The sequence below is a fragment of the Spongiibacter nanhainus genome (assembly GCF_016132545.1).
Taxonomy (GTDB): Bacteria; Pseudomonadota; Gammaproteobacteria; order Pseudomonadales; family Spongiibacteraceae; genus Spongiibacter; species Spongiibacter nanhainus.
In genome coordinates, this window is record NZ_CP066167.1 from 501,490 (window position 1) to 528,446 (window position 26,957).

The 26,957-nt window shown below is 57.2% G+C and carries 26 protein-coding genes and 1 tRNA gene; 11 read left to right on the forward strand and 16 right to left on the reverse strand.

Going from position 1 to position 26,957, the window contains the following annotated elements:
- Positions 1-72: 72 nt before the first annotated feature.
- The 6 genes from I6N98_RS02315 to I6N98_RS02340 form a co-directional block, all read right to left on the reverse strand.
- The gene (locus I6N98_RS02315; RefSeq protein ID WP_198570213.1) at positions 73-1,626 is read right to left on the reverse strand and encodes a hypothetical protein; all 1,554 of its coding nucleotides are present in this window, start codon (positions 1,624-1,626) and stop codon (positions 73-75) included.
- A 378-nt stretch (positions 1,627-2,004) separates the two neighbouring features.
- Positions 2,005-3,672: a tyrosine-type recombinase/integrase gene (locus tag I6N98_RS02320; protein ID WP_198570214.1), complete on the reverse strand. Its 1,668-nt coding sequence runs from the start codon at positions 3,670-3,672 to the stop codon at positions 2,005-2,007.
- A gap of 119 nt (positions 3,673-3,791) precedes the next feature.
- Positions 3,792-3,867, reverse strand: a tRNA-Phe gene (locus I6N98_RS02325).
- Between the two features lie 85 nt (positions 3,868-3,952).
- Positions 3,953-4,225, reverse strand: coding sequence for an oxidative damage protection protein (locus I6N98_RS02330; RefSeq protein WP_198570215.1), 273 nt, complete (start codon positions 4,223-4,225; stop codon positions 3,953-3,955).
- Between the two features lie 17 nt (positions 4,226-4,242).
- Positions 4,243-5,325 carry an A/G-specific adenine glycosylase gene (gene mutY, locus I6N98_RS02335; RefSeq protein WP_198570216.1) on the reverse strand — a complete coding sequence of 361 codons (1,083 nt, stop codon included), beginning with the start codon at positions 5,323-5,325 and terminating at the stop codon, positions 4,243-4,245.
- A 12-nt stretch (positions 5,326-5,337) separates the two neighbouring features.
- A complete protein-coding gene (locus I6N98_RS02340; protein WP_198570217.1) occupies positions 5,338-5,736 on the reverse strand; it encodes an acetyl-CoA sensor PanZ family protein in 399 nt (132 codons plus the stop codon).
- A 99-nt stretch (positions 5,737-5,835) separates the two neighbouring features.
- Between I6N98_RS02340 and hisB the strand changes: the two genes are divergently transcribed.
- Genes hisB through hisF form a run of 4 tightly spaced genes read left to right on the forward strand, consistent with a single transcriptional unit; the run spans position 5,836 to position 8,641 of the window.
- Entirely contained in the window at positions 5,836-6,429 is a 594-nt protein-coding gene (gene hisB / locus I6N98_RS02345) for an imidazoleglycerol-phosphate dehydratase HisB (protein WP_198570218.1), read from the forward strand.
- Between the two features lie 19 nt (positions 6,430-6,448).
- Positions 6,449-7,120 carry an imidazole glycerol phosphate synthase subunit HisH gene (hisH, locus tag I6N98_RS02350; protein ID WP_198570219.1) on the forward strand — a complete coding sequence of 224 codons (672 nt, stop codon included), beginning with the start codon at positions 6,449-6,451 and terminating at the stop codon, positions 7,118-7,120.
- A gap of 4 nt (positions 7,121-7,124) precedes the next feature.
- Complete coding sequence (gene hisA, locus I6N98_RS02355; RefSeq protein ID WP_198571513.1) at positions 7,125-7,859, forward strand: 1-(5-phosphoribosyl)-5-[(5-phosphoribosylamino)methylideneamino]imidazole-4-carboxamide isomerase; 735 nt, start codon at positions 7,125-7,127, stop codon at positions 7,857-7,859.
- Between the two features lie 8 nt (positions 7,860-7,867).
- Complete coding sequence (hisF, locus tag I6N98_RS02360; RefSeq protein ID WP_198570220.1) at positions 7,868-8,641, forward strand: imidazole glycerol phosphate synthase subunit HisF; 774 nt, start codon at positions 7,868-7,870, stop codon at positions 8,639-8,641.
- A gap of 69 nt (positions 8,642-8,710) precedes the next feature.
- On the opposite strand, the gene I6N98_RS02365 is transcribed toward hisF, so the two are convergent.
- The 3 genes from I6N98_RS02365 to gpmI all read right to left on the reverse strand — a co-directional run bounded on the left by I6N98_RS02365 (position 8,711) and on the right by gpmI (position 12,888).
- Positions 8,711-10,054 (reverse strand): S41 family peptidase, encoded by a 1,344-nt coding sequence (locus I6N98_RS02365; protein ID WP_198570221.1) that lies wholly within the window; start codon positions 10,052-10,054, stop codon positions 8,711-8,713.
- Positions 10,055-10,183: 129 nt separating this feature from the next.
- Positions 10,184-11,317, reverse strand: coding sequence for a murein hydrolase activator EnvC family protein (locus I6N98_RS02370; RefSeq protein ID WP_232787439.1), 1,134 nt, complete (start codon positions 11,315-11,317; stop codon positions 10,184-10,186).
- 11 nt (positions 11,318-11,328) lie between these two features.
- Positions 11,329-12,888, reverse strand: coding sequence for a 2,3-bisphosphoglycerate-independent phosphoglycerate mutase (gene gpmI, locus I6N98_RS02375; protein ID WP_198570222.1), 1,560 nt, complete (start codon positions 12,886-12,888; stop codon positions 11,329-11,331).
- Between the two features lie 156 nt (positions 12,889-13,044).
- On the opposite strand from gpmI, the gene I6N98_RS02380 reads away from it, so the two are divergent.
- The 4 genes from I6N98_RS02380 (at position 13,045) to I6N98_RS02395 (ending at position 14,810) form a co-directional block, all read left to right on the forward strand.
- Positions 13,045-13,461: a rhodanese-like domain-containing protein gene (locus I6N98_RS02380; protein ID WP_198570223.1), complete on the forward strand. Its 417-nt coding sequence runs from the start codon at positions 13,045-13,047 to the stop codon at positions 13,459-13,461.
- Between the two features lie 9 nt (positions 13,462-13,470).
- Positions 13,471-13,725, forward strand: coding sequence for a glutaredoxin 3 (gene grxC / locus I6N98_RS02385; RefSeq protein ID WP_198570224.1), 255 nt, complete (start codon positions 13,471-13,473; stop codon positions 13,723-13,725).
- Between the two features lie 92 nt (positions 13,726-13,817).
- A complete protein-coding gene (gene secB / locus I6N98_RS02390) occupies positions 13,818-14,318 on the forward strand; it encodes a protein-export chaperone SecB (protein ID WP_198570225.1) in 501 nt (166 codons plus the stop codon).
- A 30-nt stretch (positions 14,319-14,348) separates the two neighbouring features.
- The gene (locus I6N98_RS02395) at positions 14,349-14,810 is read left to right on the forward strand and encodes a tRNA (cytidine(34)-2'-O)-methyltransferase (protein WP_198570226.1); all 462 of its coding nucleotides are present in this window, start codon (positions 14,349-14,351) and stop codon (positions 14,808-14,810) included.
- Between the two features lie 33 nt (positions 14,811-14,843).
- On the opposite strand, the gene ntrC is transcribed toward I6N98_RS02395, so the two are convergent.
- The 4 genes from ntrC to glnA all read right to left on the reverse strand — a co-directional run bounded on the left by ntrC (position 14,844) and on the right by glnA (position 19,651).
- Positions 14,844-16,271 (reverse strand): nitrogen regulation protein NR(I), encoded by a 1,428-nt coding sequence (gene ntrC, locus I6N98_RS02400; RefSeq protein WP_198570227.1) that lies wholly within the window; start codon positions 16,269-16,271, stop codon positions 14,844-14,846.
- Positions 16,268-17,344, reverse strand: a complete 1,077-nt coding sequence (gene glnL / locus I6N98_RS02405; RefSeq protein ID WP_198570228.1) for a nitrogen regulation protein NR(II) — start codon at positions 17,342-17,344, stop codon at positions 16,268-16,270. Before glnL ends, ntrC begins: the two co-directional genes overlap by 4 nt.
- A 274-nt stretch (positions 17,345-17,618) precedes the next feature.
- Positions 17,619-18,131, reverse strand: coding sequence for a DUF4124 domain-containing protein (locus I6N98_RS02410; protein WP_198570229.1), 513 nt, complete (start codon positions 18,129-18,131; stop codon positions 17,619-17,621).
- A gap of 113 nt (positions 18,132-18,244) precedes the next feature.
- Positions 18,245-19,651 (reverse strand): glutamate--ammonia ligase, encoded by a 1,407-nt coding sequence (gene glnA / locus I6N98_RS02415; RefSeq protein ID WP_198570230.1) that lies wholly within the window; start codon positions 19,649-19,651, stop codon positions 18,245-18,247.
- 366 nt (positions 19,652-20,017) lie between these two features.
- On the opposite strand from glnA, the gene thiI reads away from it, so the two are divergent.
- Positions 20,018-21,469, forward strand: a complete 1,452-nt coding sequence (gene thiI, locus I6N98_RS02420; RefSeq protein ID WP_198570231.1) for a tRNA uracil 4-sulfurtransferase ThiI — start codon at positions 20,018-20,020, stop codon at positions 21,467-21,469.
- The gene (locus I6N98_RS02425) at positions 21,466-21,894 is read left to right on the forward strand and encodes an acyl-CoA thioesterase (protein WP_198570232.1); all 429 of its coding nucleotides are present in this window, start codon (positions 21,466-21,468) and stop codon (positions 21,892-21,894) included. Before thiI ends, I6N98_RS02425 begins: the two co-directional genes overlap by 4 nt.
- Positions 21,895-21,900: 6 nt before the next feature.
- Here I6N98_RS02425 and I6N98_RS02430 read toward each other — a convergent pair whose 3' ends face one another.
- The 3 genes from I6N98_RS02430 to I6N98_RS02440 all read right to left on the reverse strand — a co-directional run bounded on the left by I6N98_RS02430 (position 21,901) and on the right by I6N98_RS02440 (position 24,812).
- Positions 21,901-22,335: a hypothetical protein gene (locus I6N98_RS02430; RefSeq protein WP_198570233.1), complete on the reverse strand. Its 435-nt coding sequence runs from the start codon at positions 22,333-22,335 to the stop codon at positions 21,901-21,903.
- Between the two features lie 57 nt (positions 22,336-22,392).
- Positions 22,393-23,703 (reverse strand): sodium-dependent transporter, encoded by a 1,311-nt coding sequence (locus tag I6N98_RS02435; RefSeq protein WP_198570234.1) that lies wholly within the window; start codon positions 23,701-23,703, stop codon positions 22,393-22,395.
- 107 nt (positions 23,704-23,810) lie between these two features.
- Positions 23,811-24,812, reverse strand: coding sequence for a hypothetical protein (locus I6N98_RS02440; protein WP_198570235.1), 1,002 nt, complete (start codon positions 24,810-24,812; stop codon positions 23,811-23,813).
- A 287-nt stretch (positions 24,813-25,099) separates the two neighbouring features.
- On the opposite strand from I6N98_RS02440, the gene typA reads away from it, so the two are divergent.
- Positions 25,100-26,917, forward strand: a complete 1,818-nt coding sequence (typA, locus tag I6N98_RS02445; RefSeq protein WP_198570236.1) for a translational GTPase TypA — start codon at positions 25,100-25,102, stop codon at positions 26,915-26,917.
- The last annotated feature ends 40 nt before the right edge of the window (positions 26,918-26,957 follow it).

The following is a 26,957-nucleotide window of genomic DNA, read 5'->3' on the forward strand; positions in this document are numbered from 1 at the left end:
GCTGTCCTTCGTATGCTAGGGCAGGGGCTTTGTTAAATCCATTGAGAGTGACTTGTAGGAGGGAGAGGGCGGCTAGCAGTCAAAGTCATCCTCGCCTGAATATGTGAAAATGCCTTCTTTCGTACCTGTTGATCCGTCTGAGCGTTTTACCTTATACAGCGTCATCTCAGGTTTGAAGTTGGGATAGAGCGTCCATAGGGCTTGATCCATCTCCATTGTCAGCATGGATTCTAAGCAGTCCCAAGTGATAAATGAATCATGAATAGTCAGGCAGGGAAATCCTTTCCGGCCAAAGTTGAGCAAGACTTGTTCGGCGATGTTGGAGTCTATAAGCTGAAGTTCCTTTCCTGTTTGTCCATCCTGAAAGAACCTGTCTTTAATTGGTGCATGGAAATCTATTAATGGCTCGATGAGGTACGCATACTTCTGGCCTAATTTTTTGTTCCTTCGAGCGGCCTTCTTCGCAGAATTTAGGCTTTTACAGTTAATCAGGAGTTGAAAGACTAGCTTCAGCGCATTTCGTTCATGTGGGGTCTCATAGCCGGGTATTGTGTAAGGGTCGGTGGCAATGTTTATCCCAGCTTGGGCATAGAGCAGGACGGGATGAAGAGAGGAGAAGTCGATCTCTGAAGTTCCCCAATTCTCGTAATCAATGCCGTGTCCGGCTGTCTTGATGGTAGTGGGTTTGTGCTCAAGCTTCAGGTATGGACGAGCTTCCGCAGGAATGTTTTGGAACCAGGGGCCATAGAAGCGACCACAGGTAGTAAAACTATCCTGAAAGATACGGGCGTAGTGCATTCTAGTCCCAGGAGGAATGTTGAAGTCACAAGGCCGCTTTCCTTTCCTTAGGCGCTCCTCGTTTATTTCTGCCTGCAGATCCAAGGTCAAAGGCAAGGAGATACTTAGATCGGAAAGGAGGCTATTAATCTCCGCAAGGTTCTCTCGAATTGAGGGAATCTCGGGGTGAAGGTTATCGTCATACTCCAGGAGCTTCCGTTTCTTATTGATCTTCTCAACAAGAACAACAAGTTCCTCGTCGGGGTCGTGCTCGATCATGCAGGGTGTAACGCTGTAAAGCATGTCCCATAACAAATTAGTCCCGAGAATGCGTGTGCTAAAGGACATGCCATCCTCAAATCCTCCCTCACGAACATACTTGTAGGGGCTCTTATGAATGAGACCAAGGAGGTGGAGGACATCAGTAACGGCTCGTAACTGGGATGGCTTCCAATGGCACTTGTTGTATCTACTATCATTCCGCAATGAGGCTTCATCAGAGAGCTGTATGGCAATCCAGGGGATACAGTTGCGGGGTAGAAGGTTGCCTTCAGAATCAAACTGACTAATAGCCAAATCCCAGAGAACCCTCAGAAGGTGGTTGTCAAACTTCTTCCTTCCACCTCCTCTAGAGCTTGGTAAGCGGACAATAGGGGACTCACGTCCAGAACGTTCAGATTGCTGCTCTTCCTTGGGGGCGGCCCGCTTTCCATTACTAGAAGTACTTTCCAGCTGCTCTTGAATGAATCTCGCTACTTTCTTCGCTGCGGCAAGGGCCTTTGGGTGATCACTCCGTTGCCATACATCAAGAGGGCGAGAATTATCGAGGTAGTCGTTTCTATCGTCCATCGCTGAATACCTTGTCTCCTTTCACAAAGCGGGTAATAACCGGGTAGAAAAGCACCTACAAACCGGGTGGAAACGGGGCGGCAAATCCGCTACAAGTGGCGCAAGGGGTCGTTGGTTAATTTCAATTAATTCAATGAGATACGATTTTTTTGCTGGCCGGAAGTTGTAGCCGTTGTTTGGCTATCTTCAGGGCCCACAGATTACGGAAAAAACTCCCTACCAACCCATTGCTTCGTCCTCTACCCGCTGTAAAGTTTTTCAGCAATGCAGGATCTTCAGTGGTACAGCCGAACCGAATACGCCTCGAATTGGTAGCTGTTCCTGCCTCCTGGTGCCATTCCTCGGGTATGAGGTCAATGTCCAATCCCTGTCCTTCCATTAATGGCTGCTAAGAAAAGTTCGCCGCTCCTGTAATAGTTCGAGCTCGGATTTGACCTGAGCCCCTTTCATGGCCTCATCCTTCCTCCTTTGGTAGAACAAATCCTCTGTCAGGGCTATAAATTCTCTATCTGATAGCCGCATAAGGTCTTGGAATGATCGGGGTGGTTTGGAGCAGATTGTTAGGTTTGCTATGGTTTGACCGTCGGCATAGAAGCCCACTAGGTCGCGAAACCTGTGCTCGAATGGCTCCCTGTATGGGTCGATAGGGTTGCCGCCGATCCGAATAACTCGCCTGCCCGTTTGGTGCCGGCTTTGAGTGGTGTTCGCCTTCTGCTCTGTTTCGTTGTTCTCTGAGAGTATCTCGCTCTGTGGGTTGGCGCCTAACGCTCGCAATAGCTCTTCGTGTTCGGGAGTGAGCTTCTGTCTGCGTGTGCGTCTCCCGTCGGCCTCTTCTTTGCTTCGTTCAAGAAGCCAGAGTTGGTAGGTTTCTAGAGCCTGCATCAAAGTATCGTAACTATTCTGAATGTAGCGTTCGGTGATGTTGCTGCGCGAGTGGTTCAGTATGAGGCTGATCGTTTCTTGTGGGATGCCAGCAGAGACCATGTGGGTGGCTGCTGTTCTCCTGAGGTCATGCACCTGTAAACACCTACCTCGCTCCCTTTGAGGTGTCCAAAGCACTTCCGGGCTGATGCTGTTAAGTATGGTTTTTCGGACGTCAGTCAATCTGGTGCCATTGACTCTCCCCGGAAACACCCACGGGTTGCTCCCACGGCGAATCTCGTCTTGCCTTCTGAGAATGAGGTACATCAGGCAAGTCATGGGGAGTTCGTGATCACGTTTGTTCTTTGTATTCCTGAAGGTCACGGTTTCCATGCCCCAGTTGACGTCGTCCCAGCAGAGCTGCATTGCCTCTGATTTACGGCAACCTGTCAGGAGGACGAAAAGGAGGAAGTTCCCGTGGGTACGGTGCTTTGATCGAAGGGCGAATAGCTCCCGAACCAGCTGTCCCACGTGGGTATCAGGAACGAAGCCTTCCTTCCCTTTTACGGTCTGTGCAACCCCCTTCAAGCTTGCAACGGGATTGGCCATTTCCAGACCGTACTCGGATACCGCGAAGCCAATGACAGCTGATAGCGCCCGTCGGAGTTTGGCTGAAGTCGCTTGGCTTTTCTCCCGCTCTACTCGACGGAGCTGACGGCGAACATTGTCAATGTTGAGGTCAGTGATCCGGGACCTCAGCAAGGGGCCGGCATGATTCGTGATAGAGGAGCGGTAGTCTCTCTGGGTGGATGGTTTGAGCTCTGTGCGGGTCTCTAGGAGCTGTTGTAGTGCATTTAGTACCGTGACCCGGCTCTGTACTTCTTTGCTCTGTGCGGCCTTCTGCGTCGCTGTGACGTCTTCACCACTGCGTAGCCTGGCAACAATAACCCTCGCTTTTTCCTTGGCTTCATTTAAAAGTTCCGGCTCGGCTGGGCCTATCGTTATTCTGCGTGCCCTACCTTGGCCCCGTACCTTGGCTTCGACTATGAAGGAGGCCTTGTCGCTGCCCTTGAAACGCCTGACTCCCAGCCCGTCAGGAGCCCGGAGGTACTGGTCTTTTGCAGGCGTTGGGCCTGATAGAAACTTCTTGAGTGTCGTGGTGGTAATTGCTTCCCGCGCTGCCATAGGTCAACCTCGCTACGGTTAATTGAACACGTAGACTCTGGCGTAGACTTTGAAACTCGATTTCTGGCAATTCTGGCGGTTTAGGAAACCCTGTGAATATAGGGGAAAGCCGCAAGGAGTGGTGCCCAGAGGCGGAATCGAACCACCGACACGAGGATTTTCAATCCACTGCTCTACCGACTGAGCTATCTGGGCATATTGGAAATGTCTGGGCCTCTGGCCGCAGAAGGCGCGTATTAAACCTGACCCGTTTCGGGGAGTCAAGTCGATCGCGACAGCTTTATTCGCTGGGGGGAACGTAACCCTCGGCTTGGTCGTAGTCGCTACCGGCAAAGAACTTTTCCATCTCCTGTTGCAGGTACTTGCGTGCGCTGGGGTCCACCATGCTGAGGTGTTTTTCATTGATTAGCATGGTTTGGTGGGCCTGCCACTCTTCCCAGGCCCGCTTGGAGATGTTGTCGAAGATGTCCTGGCCTTTGCTGCCGGGGTAGGGGGGCTTGTCCAGACCGGGTAGGTCTTGTTGGTACTTTCGACAGAATACCGTTCGGGTCATGGTGTTGATTCCCTTTTTTAATCGGCCATTGGGTTGGTGAGCAGATCGCGCTGTATCCAGCTGTCCAGCAATTTTTTGACGGGGGCCGCCAGGCCCAACTGCTGGGGCCCACCGTTATACCAGAGGGCTTGCTGGTCTTCCATGATAAGGGTGGGGGCGCGGTGTAACTGGATGTGAATTGGCTGGATGTCCAGGTGGTAGTGGCTGAAGGTGTGACGCAGTGGCGTCAGGGCTGTCGAGTCGCCGCTCTCGTTCAAGCGTTGTTGCAGAAAATCGCCTGGGTCGGTGTCGGTGGCCAGCTCCGGTAGGCTCCACAGTCCGCCCCAGATGCCGCTGGGCGGGCGCTTTTCCAACAGGATGCCACCGTCGGGGTGCTCGATCAGCAGCATTTGGCACTGTTTAACGGGGATTGTCTTCTTTGGCTTTTTGCCCGGGTAGCGGGTCTGCTCGCCAGTGGCGTAGGCCTGGCAATCTTCGCTGACAGGGCATTCGCTGCACTGGGGGCGGCTGCGGCTGCAAAGGCTGGCGCCGAGGTCCATGATGGCCTGGGTGTAGTCGGCCACCCGCTGCTCGGGGGTATGTTGTTCAGATAGCGCCCAGAGCTGGTTTTCCACTGCTTTTTGTCCCGGCCAGCCGTCGATGGCGGCGTGTCGCGCCAGCACCCTTTTGACGTTGCCGTCGAGGATCGGCGCCCGCCCGCCGCAGGCGATGCTAAAGATGGCGCCGGCGGTTGAGCGACCGATGCCGGGCAGTTGTTGCAGGGCTTCCAGGTCGCAGGGGAAGTCGCCGTTGTGCTCGTCCCTCACTTGCTGTGCGGCGCGGTGGAGGTTGCGGGCCCGGGCGTAGTAGCCGAGGCCAGTCCACAGCGCCAGAACCTCGTCCTGAGGGGCGTCGGCAAGGCTGAGCACATCCGGGAAGCGCGCCATAAAGCGCTCAAAATAGGGTATTACTGTGCTCACCTGGGTCTGCTGGAGCATGATCTCCGACACCCACACTCGGTAGGGGCTGATGTCCTTTTGCCAGGGCAGGTTCTTGCGGCCGTGGCGATCGAACCAGTCCAGCAATCGGGTGCTGAAGTGTTGTGGCGCGGTTCTAGTCACAGTGACGGGGGCTTAGTGTTGCGGGCGCTGCCAGCGCCAGTAGGTACTCACTTGAGTAAAGCCGAGATCGCTGAACAGGTTGACCAGGCCGGGTGCGCTGCGCAGATCGGCGGAGATGCTTTTCAGGTCATCGGGGAGCTGTTTGAAGGTTTGGATCAGCAGTTGGCGGGCCACGCCCCGGCCGCGGGTGATTTCCCTGACGGTAAGGCGGGCCATCTGGTAGTCGCCATCGTGGATGGGAGTCAGGGTCAGGGCGGCGATCAGGCGTCCGTTAAAACGCCCTCCCACCAAAATAAGTTTGCCTTTATCGGCGGCGGCAAGCAGCTTATCGCTGTCTTTGGGGTAAAGCAGAGCGATGTCGTCAGCGTCCGCGGGTTCGGGCTGGCTAATGATCTCGGCGTAGACCGGCATAGGGCTTCAGGTTATTTGCTGTTATACGGAACGGGAATTTTTTATAATACACGATTCTGCCACTTTTAAGTGCTTCCGCTGGATACTGTTGAGACGTCGATGAGCGAACGCAAGGCCACCATTAGCCGCAATACGCTGGAAACCCAAATCACCGTGACGGTGAATCTGGATGGCAGCGGCCAATCCCAATTTGAGACCGGGGTTCCCTTCCTCGACCACATGATGGACCAGATAGCCCGTCACGGCATGATCGACCTGGTGGTGCAGGCCAAGGGCGATCTGCATATCGATGACCACCACACGGTGGAGGATATCGGCATCACCCTGGGCCAGGCTTTTGCCGAGGCGGTGGGGGATAAAAAAGGCATTTTCCGCTACGGCCACGCCTATGTGCCACTGGATGAGGCACTGTCCCGGGTGGTAATCGACTTTTCCGGTCGGCCCGGGCTGGAATACCACGTGCCTTACACCCGGGCCAGCGTCGGCGGCTTTGATGTCGACCTGTTCTCGGAGTTCTTCCACGGCTTTGTCAATCACGCCCGAGTGACCCTGCATATCGATAATCTGCGGGGCACCAACACTCACCACCAGGCCGAAACCGTATTTAAAGCCTTCGGTCGGGCGCTGCGCATGGCGCTGTCAGTAGACGAGCGCATGGCCGGTATCACGCCCTCTACCAAGGGCTGTCTGTAGTTTTACTCGCGAGTTTTACATGAGCACAACAAGCGTTGCCGTTATCGACTACGGCATGGGCAATCTGCACTCCGTGGCCAGTGCCCTGGAAAAAGTCGGCGACGGTGTGACCGTCCACGTCACCGACTCCCCTGAGCTTATTTTTGCCGCCGACAAGGTGATTTTTCCCGGTGTGGGGGCGATCCGTGACTGCATGGCCGAATTGAAGGCCCGAGAGCTGGACGAAGTGGTCCAGGAGGTGGCTGCCAGCAAACCGATGCTGGGTATCTGCGTCGGCATGCAGGCGCTGATGGAACACAGCGAGGAGAATGGCGGTGTTGACTGCCTGGATGTGCTGCCCGGTGAAGTGAAGTTCTTCGGTCGCGACCTGCGCGATGCCAATGGTCAGCGCTTGAAAGTCCCCCATATGGGCTGGAACACGGTGAGTCAGCGCATCGACCACCCGCTGTGGGAAGGCATTGCCGACAACACCCGCTTCTATTTTGTACACAGCTACTACATCCACGCGCCGGAGTTTGTCGCCGCCACCGCCGATTACGGGGTGGAGATCCACGCCGCCATGGCTTGTGAAAACGTGTTTGCGGTGCAATTCCACCCGGAGAAAAGCGGTGACGCCGGGCTGCAGTTATTGCGAAATTTTTTGCGCTGGGATGGTGGTTTGCCTGCCTTCCGGCCAGTGAGTGAGTTTTAAAGCTATGTTGATTATTCCCGCTATCGATCTTAAGGACGGCCAGTGCGTGCGCCTGCGTCAGGGCGAAATGGATGATGCCACGGTCTACGGCAGTGACCCGGTGGAAATGGCGGCCCGCTGGGTCGAGCAGGGTGCCCGCCGTCTGCATTTGGTGGATCTGAATGGCGCCTTTGACGGCAAGCCAGTGAACGGCGAGGCGGTGATGGCGATTGCCAAGGCCTACCCCGAGTTGCCCATCCAGATTGGCGGCGGTATCCGCTCGCTGCAAACCATTGAGCAGTACCTGGAGGCCGGCGTTAACTACGTGATTATCGGCACCAAGGCAGTTAAAGAGCCCGAGTTTGTGACTGAAGCCTGCCGGGAATTTCCCGACTCGGTGATCGTCGGGCTGGACGCCAAAAACGGCCTGGTGGCCACCGACGGCTGGGCGAAAGTGTCTGAAATCAAGGCCACCGAGCTTGCCAAGCGTTTTGAGCAGGACGGCGTCAGTTCTATCATTTACACCGACATCAGCCGGGATGGCATGATGCAAGGCGTGAATATTGACGCCACGGTGGAAATGGCCAAGGCGTCGGGCCTTAAAGTGATAGCCTCGGGAGGCGTGACCAACATGGACGACATCCGCGCCTTACAAGACGTGGCTGACGCCGGCATCCTCGGCGCCATCACCGGCCGCGCCATCTACGAAGGGCAGCTGGATCTGGCCGAGGCCCAATCCTACTGCGACGCCGAGTCCTAGGAGGCACAATGGCACTGGCAAAACGCATTATTCCCTGCCTGGATGTCGACAAGGGCCGAGTGGTGAAGGGCGTCAACTTTGTGGGGATTCGCGACGCTGGCGATCCTGTCGAGGTGGCCAAACGCTACAACGAGCAGGGCGCCGATGAAATTACTTTTCTGGATATCACCGCCACCCACGAGGAGCGGGATACCACCGTGCACACTGTGGAGCAGATTGCCGCCGAGGTGTTTATTCCCCTGACGGTGGGCGGCGGGATTCGCGAGATCAAAGACATTCGCGCCATGCTCAATGCCGGCGCTGACAAAGTCGCTATCAATTCAGCGGCGATCCACAACCCCGATTTTGTGCGGGAAGCAGCGGAACGTTTTGGCTCCCAATGCATTGTTATCGCCATCGATGCCAAGCGGGTAGAGGATGTCGACGGCCAGCCACGCTGGGAAATCTTCACCCACGGCGGCCGCAAACCCACCGGCATCAATGCTGTGGAGTGGGCGGAGCGAATGGTGGAGCTGGGGGCCGGCGAAGTGCTGCTGACCAGTATGGACGGCGATGGCACCAAGAACGGCTACGACCTGGCTCTTACCCGTGCGATTGCCGATGCGGTGTCGGTGCCGGTGATTGCCTCAGGGGGTGTAGGCACCCTGGAGCACCTGGTGGAAGGGGTAACTGAAGGCGGCGCCGATGCGGTGCTCGCCGCCAGTATTTTTCACTTCGGTGAGCATACCGTGCCGGAAGCCAAGGCCTACATGGCCGAGCGCGGTGTGGAAGTCCGCTTGTAGCGGACTTCCCGTTTTACACCCGCGACACCGTCCATGTGTTGGGTTTCGTACCTCAACCCAACCTACCGGCTACTGGGCCGCTTCCTCTTTCGCTTTCTGTATCGCCTGCTTGGCTGAAGACATGATGTTTAGTCCTTTCAGCAAGTTGAGGGCTTCATACAGCTGGTTGTCATTGGCGGCCAGTTCGGCGTTATCGCTGTCGCCATTGCGGCTAGCGCCGTTGCTCTCTCTGCCATCGTCCCGGCCCAGATGGCCGGCCAGATCCGCTTCGGTGACCTGATTGCCGGGTTTCAGTGCTTCGATTTTTGCCCGTTCAACCACGATGTCGGGGATGATGCCCTGAGCCTGGATGGATTTGCCACTTGGTGTGTAGTAACGGGCGGTGGTGAGCTTGATGGCACTTTCTTCCGACAGCGGCAGCACGGTTTGCACCGAGCCCTTGCCGAAGCTCTGGGTGCCCAAAATGATGGCCCGGCGGTGATCCTGCAGCGCGCCGGCCACGATTTCAGACGCCGAAGCCGAGCCGCCGTTGATCAGTACCACCAATGGTGTGTCTCCAGCTTGAGTCTGCGCCGAGGCATTGTAGCGGCTGTAGGCGTCGGGCAGGCGGCCTTGGGTGTAAACGATCAGGCCGTCATCCAGGAAGGTATCGGTGACTTGAACAGAGGCCTGCAACAGGCCGCCGGGGTTGTTGCGCAGGTCTAATACCAAGCCTTTGAGCTCGCCATCCATTGCCTGGAGTTTGGCCAGTTCATTGCGCAGGTCTCGAGCGGTGCGGCTCTGGAACTGGGAGATGCGCAGGTAGCCGTAGCCGGGCTGCAGCATTTTGCTGCGCACGCTGGCGACGGTGATGGTGTCCCGCCGCAGCTCCACGTCAAAGGGGGCATTAACGCCATCTCGGAGGATAGTCAGCACCACTTTGCTGCCTTTGGGGCCGCGCATCATGGTGACGGCTTCCTGCAGGCTGAGGCCTTTCACCGGTTTGTTGTCGATCTGAATGATCAGGTCACCGCTCTGCAAGCCGGCCCGCTGCGCGGGGGTGTCGTCGATAGGTGCGACCACTTTCACAAAGCCATTTTCCATGCCGACTTCAATGCCCAGGCCGCCAAATTCGCCGGTGGTGTGGCTTTGCAGGTTGTCGAAGGAGTCGGAATCCAGGTAATCCGAGTGGGGGTCCAGGCCACTGAGCATGCCGCGGATGGCGTTTTCAAGCAGTGTCTCATCGGCCACTTCCTCCACGTAGCTGTGGCGGATTTGGTTGAACACGTCGGCAAAGTTGCGCAGTGCATCCAGTGGCAGTTGTCCCTGTGGCTCGCTGCTCTGGGCGGTGTTATCCCCGGTGCTTTGTGCCTGGGCGCCCAGGCAGATCAATGCCACTAGCAGCGCGGCGGAGAAACGGTACAGCTTCGACATTGGCGTTATCCTGAAAAAAGACTTCAAACCGGTTTATTGTATAGCTTCTGCTCAGATCGTGCTTGGATCGTGCAACACTGCGTCAGTTCAGTGGGGCGCAGGATCAGTTGCACCGTTCAGTTGCGCAATTCAGTTGCACCATGCAGCGGGGTCCCGGGGCCGGCCCTTGTGGCGAATTTCAAAGTACACCCCGGCCTGGCGGCGTCCGCCGCTATTGCCGACGGTGGCGATGGCTTCTCCCCCTCGCACCCAGTCTCCCTCTTGCCGCAACAAGCTTTCGTTGTGGGCGTAAAGGCTGAGGTAGTCGTCACCGTGATCGACGATTATGAGTAGCCCGGCACCCCGCAGCCAATCCGCAAAAACCACCCGGCCATTGTGGATACTGTGGATGCTGTCGCCCTCGTTGCCGGCGATTTGAATGCCCTGCCAGCGAATGGCACTGCCCTGACGGGAGGAGCCGTAGCTATTGAGGCGTCGCCCGGCCACCGGCCAGGGCAGTTTGCCGCGCATCTCTTTAAAGGGTTTGTAGCTGGCGGGAATAGCGATGTTGGTAATGTCTTGCTCAATGGCCTTGAGCACGCTTTCCAGGCCTTTGCGCTCGCTGTCCAGATTGCTGAGCTGTGAGCTTTGGCTGCTGAGTTCCCGGTCAATGCCGGCGAGGATGTCGGCGCGTTTTTGTTTTTGCTCTTGGAGTTCCGCCTGCTGTTCCTGCAGTTCCTCTTCAGCGTCGGCGAGTTTTTCAGTCTCGCTGGCGATCTCCGGGATCAGCGCTTGCAGTGAGCTAAGGGTCTGGCGATAGCGCTCCAGTTGCTCGCTGCGGGCTTCGTTGAAGTAGTCGTAGTAGGTCAGCATGCGGCTGAGCTTTTCCGGGTCTTCCTGGTTGAGCAGCATTTTGATACGCCGTTCCTGACCCAGGGTATAGGCGTCGCGGATTTGCTCGGCGATGATGGCTTTTTGCTTGCTCTGTTGCTGACGCAGCAGGCCCTGGCGGCGCTGCAGGTCATCGAGCTTGTTCTGGTGGGCATCGCGCTGGGTTTTAACGCGGTGCAGTTCGGCGGCGACTCGGCCGACGTCCTTTTCTATCGCGCGGAGTTTGCGGGCCTCGCGGGTACGCTCAGCCTGATTGTCGCCGATGGTGTCTTTGAGCTGGCGGATTTCCCGGTCCAGCTGCTTGAGCTGGGCGCGGGTGGCCTCGGCGTCCTCAGCCCGGGCGCCGGGCAATACTAGCCAGGCACAAAGCAGTAGCAGGCCAGCCCGCCGCACCTCAGATCGCTCTAGGATTGGATCAAATTGCGGCCAGACATCGCCGCGGGCTGTTCGACCCCCATCAGGGCCAGCAGGGTGGGGGCAATATCTGACAGGCGGCCGCCTTCAGGCAGCAGGGTAACGTTCTGTTTGCTGCCGACATAAACCAGGGGCACCAGCTCGGTAGTGTGCTGGGTGTGGGGCTGCTCGGCGTCGTAGTCCAGCATTTGCTCGCAGTTGCCGTGATCGGCGGTAATCAGGCAGTGTCCGCCCACTTCCAGTACCGCCTCGGTCACTTGTTTCAGGCTGTCGTCCAGCGCTTCTACCGCCTTGACCGCGGCGTCAAAGACGCCGGTATGACCCACCATATCGCCGTTGGCGTAATTGCAGATAATGGCGTCGTACTGGCCGCTGCGAATGGCGTCACAGAGGTCGGCGGTGACTTCCGGGGCGCTCATCTCTGGCTTGAGATCGTAGGTGGCCACATCTGGCGAGGGGATAAGTTTGCGGTCTTCACCCTGGTACAGCGCCTCGCGGCCACCGCTAAAGAAGAAGGTGACGTGGGCGTACTTTTCGGTTTCGGCAATGCGCAGCTGGGTTTTGCCGGTTTTTTCCAGCACTTCGCCAAAGCTGTCGACAATCTCTTCCGGGGGGTAAGCCACCGACGACTGAATATCGTCAGCGTACTGGGCGGTAGTGACAAAGGCACCCAGCTTGGGTGCCTTGCGGCGCTGGAAGCCGTCGAAGCTGGTGTCGGTCAGGGCGTAGCTCATTTCCCGGGCGCGGTCGGCGCGGAAATTCATAAAGATCACCGCGTCGCCATCGTCGATGGCTGCCAGCTCTTGCCCATCGGCTTGAATCACCGAGGCACTGACAAATTCGTCGTTTTCGTCACGGGCGTAGGCGGCATCCAGAGCGGCAACGGCGCTGTCGTAGCGATATTCGGCCTCGGCTTCGGTGAGCAGGCGGTAGGCTTTTTCCACCCGGTCCCAGCGCTTATCCCGGTCCATGGCGTAGTAGCGACCCACCAGCGAGGCGGTCCGGCCGCGACCCAGCTCGGCGAATTTGGCGTCGACTTTCTCCAGCGAGGCCTTGGCACTGCGCGGCGGCGTGTCGCGGCCATCGAGGAATGCGTGCAGATAGATCTTGTCGGCGCCGCGTTTGGCCGCCAGTTCCATCATCGCCAGGATGTGGTTCTCGTGACTGTGGACACCGCCGGGGGACAGCAAGCCCAGAATATGTACCGCTTTGCCCTTGCTCACCGCATCATCCACCGCTTGGGTGTAGGCGGGGTTGTCAAAAAAGTCGCCGTCGGCGATGGCCTTGTCGATGCGAGTAATGCTCTGGTAAATGATGCGACCCGAGCCCAGGCTCATGTGGCCCACCTCGGAGTTGCCCATTTGCCCGTCTGGTAAGCCCACGTCCAGCCCGGAGCCGGAGATCAAGGTGTGGGGGCGCTGTGACCACAGCGCATCCCAGGTGGGGGTGTTGGCGTGGTAGATAGCGTTGTCCTCGGGGGCTTCCCGGTAGCCAAAGCCGTCGAGAATAATAAGTACCACCGGAGTTTTGCGTTGGGCGCTGTCGGTCATAGGGCTGTGTGAGTCGCTCGGTAGGTCAGAGTGCATGGTTGCTTGGTCTATCCTGCTATTGTACCCAGTGCCGGGGCTGGAGGTCACGTTCTGGCGGATGAGAATTGCCGTCGCGGGGTGTATACTGCCCGGCTTTCTGATCTTGTGTGAATTTCCATGGAAAAGCTGATTCTGTTTATCGCCGAGCAGTGGATACTGGTGGCGGCCCTACTGAGCTGCGTGGTGCTGCTGAGCTATCACGAATCCCGGCGCGCTGGTAAGAACCTGAGCCCCCAGCAGATAGTGGGTCTGCTCAATCAGGAGCAGGCGGTGGTGATCGACCTGCGCGACAAAGGTGAATATGGCAAGGGCCACATTCTGGACTCGGTGAATCTACCTTTTAATAAGCTCGACAAAGAAATCGACCGGGTGGTGAGTGACAAGGACAAGGCGGTGGTGCTGGTGTGCAAACACGGTCAGCACTCATCGGCGGCGGGTAAGAAGTTGGCCTCGCTGGGCTACAGTAATGTTCAGCGGCTTAAAGGCGGCATCACTGAGTGGCAGGCGATGCAGATGCCGCTGGTTAAAAGCTAGGATTCAATCATGGCAGCAGTCACCATTTACACCACCCGTTTTTGCCCTTTCTGTGTTCGCGCCAAGCATCTGCTGGGCAGCAAGGGCGTGCAGTACTCAGAAGTTGCTGTGGACGGCCGGCAAGACCTCCGTCAGGAACTTTTACAGCGGACCGGGCAGCGGACTGTGCCGCAAATCTGGATTGGCGATACCCATGTGGGCGGCTGCGATGAGCTGTTTGCTCTGGAGCGGCAGGGCGCCTTGGATGCCATGCTCAGTGCTTGAGTTGGCACAGGGCAGCAAATTCAGACTTAAACGAAAGAGTTCAACAAGATAAAGGCTAGTGAAACTAGCTGCATTAGGAGTTGGTAAGCGTTATGGCAGAGCAAGATCAAGGCACTACTCAGGCAGAGCAAAATCAAGCCGGACAACCCAAGTTTATGTTGCAGCGCATCTATGTGAAGGACTCGTCCTTTGAGTCTCCCAGCGCGCCGCTGGTATTCACCAAAGAGTGGAAGCCGAAGATGTCGGTGGACCTGAATACCCAGAGCAAAAAGATTGCCGATAATAACTACGAGGTGGAGTTGTCGGTGACCGTGACGGCGAAAGTCGACGACGACCAAACCGCATTTTTGGTGGAGGTCGTTCAGGGTGGCCTGTTTTATGTACAGGGCATCGAGGGCGAAGGACTGAGCCAGGCACTGGGTATTGCCTGCCCCAATATGCTGTTCCCCTATCTGCGCGAAGCGGTGGATTCAATGGTCGTTAAGGGTGGTTTCCCGGCGCTGGCATTGCAACCGGTAAATTTTGAAACCCTCTACCGTCAGGCCAAGAAAGAGCACGCGGAAAAACAGGCCGCGGCATCTACTACCCACTAGTGGTGGCAGGCTCTAGTTGAAGCGCGGCAGATGTTCCATATAGCCCTACACGAGCCGCGCATCGCCCCCAATACCGGCAATATTATTCGCTTGGTAGCCAACAACGGCTGCCATCTTCACCTGATTGAGCCTATGGGTTTTGATCTGGAGGAGAAAAAGCTGCGTCGGGCCGGGCTCGATTATGCCGACCTGGCCAGAGTGAGTCGCTACCCCGACTATCCTGCTTTTTTGGCGGCGATGGGCTCGAGGCGAATCTTCGCCCTCACTACCAAGGGCACGCGCAGCTACACCGATGTGGCCTATCGCGAAGACGACGTGTTGCTGTTTGGCTCCGAGACCGCGGGCTTGCCGGCGGAAATCCGCGAGGCCTTGGGCTTAGATCACTGCTTGCGTATACCGATGATGCCGGGGGCGCGGAGTTTAAACCTGTCTAACGCGGTGGCGCTGGTTAGCTACGAGGCCTGGCGCCAGTGCGACTTTGCCGGGCTGTAGCGCGGGCTTTTACCTGTAAAACGGGCGGGACGCTCAGTCTTCGTCCTCACCCCCCATACCGAGTTCCTTGATTTTGCGGGTCAGCGTATTGCGGCCCCAGCCCAGTAAGTTGGCGGCATCCCGGCGGCGGCCGTGGGTGTACTTCAGGGCCGCTTCAATCATGATTTGCTCAAACTGGGGCACTGCCCGGTCCAGTAGCTTGTCTTTACCCAGCATCAGTTCCTGATCTGCCCAGCGGCGCAGGTTGTCTTGCCAGTTGGAGGCGGGAGCTGCATCGCCACTGGGGCGCTCCAGCAATTCTGGCGGCAGGTCGTCGATGTGGATTTCCCGCCCCGAGGCCATGACAGTCAGCCAGCGGCAGGTGTTTTCCAATTGGCGGACGTTGCCGGGCCAGTCCAGTTGGCAGAGGTATTCTTCCGTCTCCGAGCGCAGCCGTTTGGGCTCCACATCCAGCTCGTTGCCGGCCTTGGTGAAGAAGTGCTGCATCAACCGGGGAATGTCTTCCCGGCGTTCTGCCAACTTGGGCAGGTGAATGCGAATAACATTGAGGCGGTGGAACAAGTCTTCCCGGAAGGTGTTGTTCTGTACTAATTTTTCCAGGTTTTGGTGGGTGGCGGCGATGATCCTCACGTCCACTTTGACCGGGGTATGGCCGCCAACTCGGTAAAATTCGCCATCTGCCAATACTCGCAACAAACGGGTTTGGGTGTCCGGCGGCATATCGCCGATCTCGTCCAGGAACAAGGTGCCGCCGTTGGCCTGCTCGAAACGCCCCCGACGCTGGGCGCTGGCGCCGGTAAAGGCGCCTTTCTCGTGGCCAAACAGCTCAGACTCCATCAGGTCTTTGGGAATGGCAGCCATATTCAGAGCGATAAAGGGTTTTGCCGCCCGGGGGCTGTGGCGATGCAGGGCCTGGGCTACCAATTCCTTACCGGTGCCGGATTCGCCATTGATCAGCACGGTGATATTGGATTGGGACAGACGCCCAATGGCCCGGAAAACCTCCTGCATGGCCGGGGCCTCACCGATAATCTCGGTGGTTTCCATCGGCGGCTCTTCCGGCATTACGGTCTTGTTCTTGTTGGCGTGTTGCAGCGCGCGCTGGGTGGTGGCGACTGCCTCGTCAACATCAAAGGGCTTGGGCAGATACTCGAAGGCGCCACCCTGGTAAGAGGCCACCGCGCTGTCCAGGTCGGAGTGGGCGGTGGTAATGATCACCGGCAGGCCGGGATGAATCTCGCTGATCCGCGACAGCAGCTTGAGGCCGTCAATGCCGGGCATGCGGATATCGCTGATGATGGCGTCCGGAGCATCGTGCTCCAGTTGGCTGAGCAAAGCGTCCCCGGATTCAAAACTGCGGGTAACGATACCGGCCTGGTTGAGGGCTTTCTCAAGCACCCAGCGAATGGAGCGGTCGTCGTCGGCGATCCAGACGGCGTTGTCGGTGGTAGAAGACGTCATCGATTTCTCTCCACGGGAATGAACAGCGAGAACTCAGTGCGTCCGGGTTCGCTGCGACATTCGATTAGTCCTTTGTGATGGTTGAGGATGGACTGGGATATGGATAGGCCCAGCCCTGAGCCCTCCGCGCGGCCGCTGATCATCGGCAAAAAGATAGAAGGTTGCAGATCTTCGGGAATGCCAGGGCCGTTGTCGATCACATCGACCCGGCATACCAGCCGGTGGCGATGGGAGCCGATGGTAAATTGGCGCAGGGTGCGGCTGCGCAACATAATTGTAGGTGGCTCGTCACTGGGTGGCTCTTGCCGCAGCGCTTGCTGGGCATTGCGAACCACATTGAGGAAGGCCTGAATCAGCTGCTCCCGGTCGCCGATAATGTCGGGAATACTGGGGTCGTAATCCCGCAATACCTGGATACTGCCTTCGTTCTCTACTTCGATTAACTGGCGAACGCGCTCCAGCACCTCGTGAATATTGGTGGATTGCCGCTCCGGCGCCTTGTGGGGGCCCAGCATCGTATCCACCAAGTTGCGTAGGCGGTCGGCTTCTTCGATGATGATGTTGGTGTAGTCGTGGAGCTTGGGGTCGTCGAGCTCCCTGGCCAGCAGCTGTGCAGCACCTCGCAAGCCCCCCAGGGGGTTTTTGACTTCGTGGGCAATGCCCCGAATCAGTGCCTGGCTATTCTGCTGGGATGACAACAAACCTTCCTCTCGGCTGATTCTCAGCAGCCGGTCCAAGGGCTGCAGCTCAATGATCAATGAGGTCCGATCCCCTTCGGCGATGGGGGTCACCGCGTAGTCAACGGTAATTTCTGTGCCGGAGCGCAGGGTCAGAACCGTTTCGCGTTTTGTGTAGGCCTCGCGATTGTTGATAGCGTCCAGCAGCTTGACCAGCGTGTCCTCCTGTTCATGGAACAACTTGGTGATCGCTTCACCGTGGATGCGCTGGTCAGATACCGCCAATAGTGACTCTGCAGCCGGGTTGATATAGCTCACCGTCAGGTTCGGCTCGACCAACAGGATCGCCGTTTTCAAGTTGTCGAGAATGTGGTGGTGAATGCTATTGGGTGGCATACCGTAGCTGCTTTCGTCGTTATGGGTTGGGTGATAGCAAAATTCAGGCCATAGGAAGCCAAGGTCCCCCGGTGGCGCAAATACACGCTGAGAGCGGCCAACTGCCGAGAGCGCATTGTTTTAGTGCGGCGCTTTCGAGCAGGCAGTGCCTGCTTATAGGACATTTTGCGGTAAGTATAAGCGGCGCAAAGCACAATGATAGTGCATTAGTTAATAATTGGTGCACTCGAGTGATAGAAGATTGGGCCTGTGTGATCGTGGTGCGAAGTGGAGCTTATCCGCCCGGCCAGTGCACGATAATGTGAGTGCTGTCGCTGCTTAAGACTTTGCCGTTGGCGCCCTTTAGTGTGGCTTTTAGGGTGTGGGGTCCCCGGGAAAGCAGAGGGATGCGGTGTGTTGTTGGGGTAGTGGCTGACAGTGTGTGGGGGGTGCCGTCGATACTGAGGGTGAGCTGGTGTTCCGCCCGTAGCGGGAGGTCGCTGTCTATCCTGACGGTGGTGGGAAGTCGACCGTTGGGCAGTACCTGACCGTCGGTGGGTTGAGTAATGCGGATGCGCGGCGCGTAGCTGTCGTTGTTATCGTCATTCTGGGGGCGTGATGGGGGAGTCGGTTCTACGGCAGGGGTGGTGTTGGGTTGTTGCAGGTCCACTTCCTGGCTGCCTGGGGTGGCGGTGTCGGAATACACCGGGTTGCCCCTGTCGTCGGTGGAGCGGTAAATCTCTGCGCTGGCTGTAACTGAAGTACACAGCAGCGCCAATAGGGCGATGATGATGGTGGCTGGCTGCATAGCGGCGACTCTAAACGCTTGCTCTTATATTGCGCCTCCCGGTGCTGGCGAGCAATATCTACAGACATAAAAAAAGCCCGCCGGAGCGGGCTTTGTGTTCAGCTGAGTCAGCCTTACACGCTGTAGTACATCTCGAACTCGACCGGGTGAGTGGTCATGTTCAGGCGCTCAATTTCTTCGCGCTTCAGCTCGATGTAGCCGTCGATCATATCGTCGTCGAAGACGCCGCCGGCGGTCAGGAAGCTGCGGTCCGCATCCAGTGCGTCCAGAGCCATTTCCAGGCTGGAAGCCACAGTCGGGATGTTGGCAGCTTCTTCTGCGGGCAGGTCGTACAGATCTTTATCTGCCGCGTCGCCGGGGTGGATCTTGTTCTGGATGCCGTCCAGGCCTGCCATCAGCATGGCCGCAAAGGCCAGGTAAGGGTTGGCAGAGGGGTCGGGGAAGCGAACTTCGATACGGCGCGCTTTAGGGTTGGGGATCCAGGGGATCCGGATAGACGCCGAGCGGTTACGAGCTGAGTAGGCCAGCATAACCGGTGCTTCAAAGCCGGGAACCAGGCGCTTGTAGGAGTTGGTAGACGCGTTGGTGAAGGCGTTGATAGCGCGGGCGTGCTTGATGATACCGCCGATGTAGAACAGGGCAGTTTCAGACAGGCCGCCGTAGGCGTCGCCAGAGAACAGGTTCTGGCCGTCTTTGCTCAGAGATTGGTGAACGTGCATGCCGCTACCGTTGTCGCCAACGACAGGCTTGGGCATGAAGGTGGCTGTTTTGCCGTAAGCGTGAGCAACGTTGTGTACGCAGTACTTAAGTACTTGCACTTCGTCGGCTTTCTTAACGGCAGTATTGGGGCCAACACCGATTTCACACTGGCCTGCAGTACCCACTTCGTGGTGGTGTACTTCCACTTCCAGGCCCATATCGGTCATGGCGTTACACATGGCGCCACGCAGGTCGTGCAGGCTGTCTACTGGGGGAACGGGGAAGTAGCCGCCTTTAACGCCAGGACGGTGACCGATGTTGCCTTCGTCAAAGTTGTCGCCGGATTTCCAGGCGGCTTCGTCAGAGGCGATCGCGTAGCTGGCGCCTTCCATGCTGACTTTCCATTTGACGTCGTCAAAAATGAAAAACTCGGGCTCGGGGCCAAACAGTACGCCGTCGGCAATGCCGGTAGAGCGCATGTAATCTTCAGCGCGCTGGGCAATAGAACGAGGGTCGCGGTTGTAGCCCTGCATGGTGGAGGGCTCAACGATGCCGCAGCGGATGTTTACAGTGGCTTCGTCGGTGAAGGGGTCCAGCAATGAGGCCTCGTCATCCGGCATCAGGATCATGTCGGACTCATTGATGCCTTTCCAGCCGGCGATGGAAGAGCCGTCGAACATCTTACCGTCTTCGAAGAAGCCAGCATCGATTTCGCTCGCGGGTACGGTTACGTGTTGCTCTTTACCTTTAGTGTCGGTGAAGCGCAGGTCCGCCCACTTCACGTCGTTATCGGCGATTAACTTCAGAGTCTTCTCTGACATTCTTAACGTCCTCCAAAAAGAGAGTCTTTATATGGTTTGTGCCTCGGCGAAGCCGAAAGCAGCGATTATATGCTCCAGGCCAACCGCCGCATAGCGGAGCCTTCCGGCAAGCAAATCTCAGCGATTTTGCAAGCAAGGTGTATGCCATATTTGGGTGCCCATTCCTGCGGGAATTGAAGGGCGCCTGGCGGGCTGTGCGTAATAATTGTGCGTGGCGCCGCGCATGGTGACACAATATAGTGCAAAATGATGCTTATGTGATCCATTTTGGTGCTTTTGCCGATTTGGCGCTGAGAATATCTACGGATGCTGGTGTTGCCATCACCCGCTATAATGCCCGCCCTGCTCAACAGCCCCGGTGGGTCCATGAAGTTCGTCGTCAAGCTATTCCCTGAAATCATCATCAAGAGCAAACCGGTGCGCCGGAAGTTTATCAAGCAGCTGCGGGACAACCTGCGCAAGTTGCTGCTGCCAATTGACGATGCCATACAGGTAGAGCGTGACTGGGACCGTATTACGGTAACCAGCGATGCGGACAGCGAGCTGCTGCCGGATATCGTCGCGGTGCTGAGCAATACCCCGGGCATCGCCCACATCGAAGAGGTGGCGGACTACCCCTTCGATGATCTTCACGACATCTACGAAAAAACCCGGGCAGCGGTGGGCGACAGCCTTGAGGGCAAGCGCTTTGCGGTGCGCTGTAAGCGAACCGGGACTCACGATTTCAACTCCAGTGAAGTAGAGCGTTACGTCGGCGGTGGCCTTAATCAGCATACTGGCGCCGCCGGCGTCGATCTCAGCAAGCCGGAAGTGGTGGTGCGCATTGAGGTGCGTGGAGACCGCTTGTTTGTGGTGCGGCGACGCTATGAGGGCTTGGGTGGTTTTCCCATTGGCAGCGTTGATTCAGTAATGTCGCTGATATCCGGTGGCTTTGATTCCACGGTGTCCAGCTACCTCACCATGAAGCGGGGTCTGCGCACGCACTTTGTGTTTTTTAATCTCGGCGGTCGCGAGCACGAAATTGGCGTGAAAGAGGTGGCGCTGTATTTGTGGCTCAAATATGGCGCGTCCCACCGGGTTAAGTTTGTCAGTGTGCCCTTTGAGGACGTGGTGGCGGAGATCCTTAAAAATGTAGAAAACTCCCAGATGGGGGTTATCCTCAAGCGCATGATGCTGCGAGCTGCCTCCCAGGTCGCCGAGGCAATGGAGGCGCCTGCACTGGTGACCGGTGAAAGCGTGGCTCAGGTGTCCAGTCAGACCCTGGCCAATCTTTCGGTGATCGACAGTGTGACCAATACTTTGGTGCTGCGGCCGCTTATCACCATGGACAAGCAGGATATTATCCACACCGCAGCCAAGATCGGCACAGAAGAATTTGCCGCCAATATGCCGGAATACTGCGGGGTGATCTCGGTTAAGCCAACGACTCGGGCCAAGCCAGAGAAGATCGCGGCCCAAGAGGCCAATTTCGACTTTGCGATACTGGAACAGGCGGTCGCCAATGCTGAGTACCTCAACATCGATGAGCTTGCCGACGAGGATCGCAGCTTGCCAGAGGTGGAGGTGCTGCCCATCCCGCTGGCGGAGGCGGTCATATTGGATGTTCGTCACCCTAACGAGGTGGACCGCCATCCTCTTAAATTGGCTAACGGTGAAGTTCAGTCGCTGCCTTTCTATGAGTTGCACCAACGCTTTGAGCAGCTCGACCAGAGCCGCACCTACCAACTCTACTGTGACAAGGGCGTGATGAGCCGTTTGCACGCGGCCCACCTTGTGGAGCAGGGTTTCACTAACGTAAAGGTTTATCGCCCATCATGAGTAACGATGTTATCCCCCTTTTTGACGAACTCATTTATCCCCGCTGGTTTGACCACGATGCCATGGGGCATATCAATCACGTGCAATACTTTCGCTACTTGGAAGAAGCGCGAGTTAACTGGATTGTAAAAGGCAAGCTCGAGGCTCTGTCCGCCGGAGGTAAGCACGCTATGGTCGTCGCTAGCGGTGGGCTGGATTTTCGCGCCGAATGGCGCCATCCCAATCCGCTGCGTGCTCGGGCCTGGGTGCGTCGCATTGGCAATACCAGTTTCACCCTTTATCAGTCGCTGCACTCGGAGGACGGGGAGATTCTGGTGGCAGATGGCGATATGACCTTTGTGTGGGTGGATGTCGACCAGCATCGACCTCAGCCTGTGTCAGAGTCCCTGCGGAAAGTGCTGTCAAAGAGCCTGTTGAGCGATTAAGCAGCGCTACTCAATATTGCCGAGATTAAAGTTGTAGAGCTTGAAGCGCTGATCTTGCAGAGTCAGCGTGGCGGTCATGATGGATTTGCCATGCTCAAAGGTGACCCGGCTGCTATAACTTAGTTTTGGCGCACCGCCAAACAGCGACAGGGCGGCGCTGATACGCGACAGTTGCGGCTCATCCATGGATTGGTAGCGCCCCAGGTGGCGGTAGTGGTCCACCAGCTTTTCCAGAGTCTCATCGCTCACCTGCGCGAGTGCCTCCTGTGCCAGCAGCGGCTTCATACGCGATGCTTCCCAATAGCTGATCTCCGTCAGGGCCTGGTCCAAATAGCGGCTAGCGTTCTCCTGATAGTGGTCTTTTACTTGCCCGCTGTAATAGTAAAGCATGGCGAACAATACCAAGCTGGCAAAGACAAACAGACGCAGAAGGTTTTTCATTGGGTATCGCTTATATTGATGGTTACTAATATTGAAGTTGACTGGGAGCCTATCGGCTTACAGGAAGCTGTTGATAAACACCACCAGGATGCCGATGGGAGCAATGTAGCGCAGCACAAAGCGCCAGCTGCGGTAGGCGGGGCCGCCGGCCATGCCGCTCTCGTAAAGTGTGCGCTGGGCGGGCATCACCCAGCCCACAAACAAGGCGATAAACAAACCACCTAGGGGGAGCATGATATTGGCGGTAATGTAGTCCAGCGCGTTAAAGACCGCGCCGTAGTGAATGCTGAAATACCCACCCACCCAGGCGACGCCGGCCAGCATCAATGTGGCGATGGGGCGTTTGAGACCGCGTTTTTCCATCCAGGCCACGCCGGGTTCAATCAAAGAGATTGATGAACTCAGGGCGGCGATGCTGACCAGAATAAAGAATATGCTACCGAAAAAGGCGCCGCCTTCAATTTGCGAGAAGGCGATGGGCAGGGTGACAAACATCAGCCCGGGGCCTTGCCCGGGGGTGAGGTCATTGGCAAAGACCAGCGGAAACATCGCCGCCCCCGCCATCAGGGCGATGACGGTGTCCATCGCGGCGATCGCCAACACGGTTTTACCAATGGAGGCGTGGCCGGGGAAGTAAGCGCCGTAGGCCATGATTGCCCCCATGCCCAGGCTCAAGGTAAAGAAAGCGTGGCCCATGGCTACCAAAATGGCTTCGCCGCTGAGCTTGCTGAAATCGGCGTCGAACATAAAATGCATGCCGGCGGCAAAGTCGCCTTTAACAAAGGCGTAGACTACCAGCATCACCATAAACAGCAGCAGGGTGGGCATTAAAATATCCACCGCCCGGCCAATGCCCCGGGTGACCCCGGCCGCCACCACGGCAGCGGTGATAGCGGCAAAAAGCGTATGCCACAGCAGCTGCTGAGAGTCACTGCTCAGTAGGGTGTTAAAGTGGGCTTCGATACTCTCTGCAGAGTCGCCGTAGCCGCCGGTGATGCTTTGCCACACATAGTCCAGCGCCCAACCAGCCACGACGCTGTAAAACATCATAATCATCAGGCCGGCCAACATGCCCAGCCCGCCGATAAGTCCCCAAGCCGGTGTGGCCTTGGATTCCCGTGCCAGCGCCGCCATCGAGTGTGCCGGATCGGTGCGCCCGGCCCGGCCGGCCATGATCTCGGCAATCATCACCGGAATACCGATCAACAAAATGCAGGCCAAGTAGACCAGTACAAAGGCGCCGCCGCCGTTCTCGCCAGTGATGTAGGGAAACTTCCATATATTGCCCAGGCCGACGGCTGAGCCGGTGGCGGCGAGAATAAAGGTGAGGCGTGAGTTCCAGGTAATCGGGGCAGGGCTCTGAGCCATAGTCGCTGTCCGGCTTGTGGTTGGCTTTTGTTGTCGGCTTGCGGTGGATTGTAGCGGCAAAGCGCGCTGGGCCCAAATTGCGCGTGCTGAGCTAGCTGTTTAGTGGGTCAAAATCCAAATAACGCTGTGAAAGAGACCTCGTTTTCGGTGTCGTTGATATCAAAAAGTACCGCATCCAACTCGATGCCGCTGCGGTCGTTTTGGCTGTATATCACGTCCTCGGGACTATCGCTGGCACCGTAAAACGCGTCCTCGCCGCCGAAATAAACTTGAGCGTAGCGTATTTCTGAGTTTGCTAGCTCACGAAGGCTGATGCTGATGGTATTGCCGCCATTGCCACTGCGTGGCGTTAACACGAACGAGGTCAGCGTGCCCTCTTGAGCTTGGCTTAGGCCGCCACTGTTGCTAAAGCGGCGGAGATCCCCTTCGGCTTGCAGCACGCATTTCGCCTCTGAGAAGTTGGCTGAGTTCTGACGGCTATCGTAGCGATAGAACAGGTCAATGTGTCCGGGAGGGAGATTGCCTTGCTGGGAAAGCTTGCGGGCGTGGACTGTGCTGCGCTCTACAGTCACTTGTTGCAAAGGGCTGGCAGCATCAGAAGTTTGGTGCTCGCCCTGCAAGGTGTGCGGGTCGACTACCGAGAAATGGATGTCGGCATTGCTCATGGGATCTCGGATGGTGAAGCTGTCACTGCCCTTGGGGATAAGCGCCTGCAGTGGCGCTGCGTTGGGAATGGCCTCATCCGGGCAGTAACTGACCTTGAGTTGGGTGCTATTGTGTTCAGTGATGTGCATGGTCATGCGCATCACCCCATTGAACTCAGTGTGGGAAAGAGCGGCGCCGGTGATATGCGCATCAGCCACTACCATCCAGGTGCCGATAAGGCCGGTATTCTGATCGCCACAGCCGTAGTAGCTAGCGATATCGTAGGGTGACTCTCCGCTTGGCACAACGCTGCAGCTTGCCGTGTTCCGGGTGGAGCTGATGGGAGTATAGTCGCCACTGGGTTGGCTTGGGTTGGAACTGCTTCCGCCGCCTCCACCACCACACCCGGACAGCAGGGCGGTCACGGTAAATGCGACTGCGAAAAAGTGGCGATGTATTGGCACGGGTTCCTCCTTAAACCGCGATATTCAATGTTCAGCATAGCCCGGTTTTCTGCCCTCCTCCAGGCAGAATCGGTATGCTCCGGCGTTGTGCTGCCTACCGGTGGCGGTAAATTCGGTGATTTTGCGGCAAAAAGGCGCATCCGCCCCTTGGCTCGGGCAATTTGTCGTGCTTCCGTCATGTAAACACCGGTATAATCGCGACCTTTTACGCAATCCCCCCTCCGCAATTCATGGTCCACCGGTCCTGTGTTTGGCGCTGACCGGGGCACATCGAGCACGAAAGTATTATGTCTACTGAGATCAACCAGTTACGCAACATCGCGATTATCGCCCACGTCGACCACGGCAAGACCACTCTGGTGGATAAATTGCTTAGCCAGTCCGGCACCCTGGACCGCCGCAACGAGGGCGCCGAGCGGATTATGGACTCCAACGATCAGGAGAAAGAGCGGGGCATTACCATCCTTGCCAAAAACACCGCGATCCGTTGGAACGACTACCGCATCAATATCGTCGACACCCCAGGGCACGCCGACTTTGGCGGCGAAGTGGAGCGGGTGTTGTCGATGGTGGATTCGGTGCTGCTGCTGGTGGATGCCGTAGACGGACCGATGCCACAAACCCGTTTTGTAACTCAGAAGGCCTTTGAGCGGGGTCTCAAGCCCATCGTAGTGGTCAACAAAGTCGACCGCCCCGGTGCGCGTCCGGATTGGGTTATCGACCAGGTTTTTGACCTGTTCGATCGCTTGGGTGCCACCGACGAGCAGTTGGACTTCCCCATCGTTTACGCTTCGGCCCTGAACGGCGTGGCGGGAATGGAGGCCGACGAGCTGGCTGAGGACATGACGCCGCTGTTCGAGATGATTGTCGACAAGGTGCCGGTCCCTGATGTGGATGTCGATGGGCCGCTGCAGATGCAGGTGTCGGCACTGGACTACAACAGCTATGTGGGTGTTATCGGTGTTGGCCGGATCAGCCGGGGCAGCATGGCCACCAACGAGCAGGTGGTGGTGGTTGGTGCCGACGGCAAGCAGCGCAAGGGTCGGGTGTTGACGGTAATGGGTTACCACGGCCTGGAGCGAGTGGAAGTCGACAAGGCTCAAGCAGGGGACATTGTCTGTATTACCGGTGTTGAGGGGCTGAATATCTCCGATACCCTGTGTAATCCCGCCCACCCCGAAGCGCTGCCGGCACTGTCGGTGGACGAGCCCACCGTGAGCATGACCTTCCAGGTCAACGACTCGCCCTTTGCCGGTAAAGAGGGCAAGTTTATTACCTCCCGCAATATCAAGGACCGTTTGGATCAGGAGCTGATCCACAACGTTGCCTTGCGGGTGGCGCAGGGCGACAGCCCCGATAAATTTAAGGTGTCCGGCCGCGGTGAATTGCACCTGTCGGTATTGATCGAAACCATGCGCCGCGAAGGCTTTGAGTTGGGTGTTTCCCGCCCCGAAGTAGTACAAAAAGAAGTGGATGGCGTTGTTCAGGAGCCCTACGAGCTGGTGGTGATTGATGTTGAAGAGCAGCATCAAGGCGCCGTGATGGAAGAGCTGGGCCTGCGCCGGGCGGAAATGACCAACATGGAGCCCGACGGTAAAGGTCGCGTTAAATTAGAGTTTATGGCGCCGGCTCGGGGCCTTATCGGCTTCCGCGGCCAGTTCCTAACGTTGACCTCCGGCAGCGGCATTATGACTACAGTGTTTGACCACTACGGTGAAGTGAAGGGCGGCGAGATGGCCACCCGCCAAAATGGCGTGTTGGTATCCATGGTCAAGGGCAAGACTTTGAGTTACGCGCTTTACAACCTGCAGGATCGCGGCCGGCTGTTTCTGGGCCACGGTGAGGAAATCTACGAAGGCCAGATCATTGGTCTTCACGCCCGCTCCAACGACCTGGTGGTTAACCCGACTAAAGCCAAGCAGCTCACCAATGTCCGCGCCGCCGGTACTGACGAGGCGCTAACGCTGACGCCGCCAGTTCGCCATACCCTGGAGCAGGCCCTGGAATTTATTGAAGACGACGAGCTGGTGGAAGTGACGCCGGAAAGCATTCGTCTGCGCAAGAAACTGCTCACTGAAAACGAGCGCAAGCGCGCCACCAAGTAGAATCCACCCTCACTCGATAGGGCCTTCTGCGCTACACTGG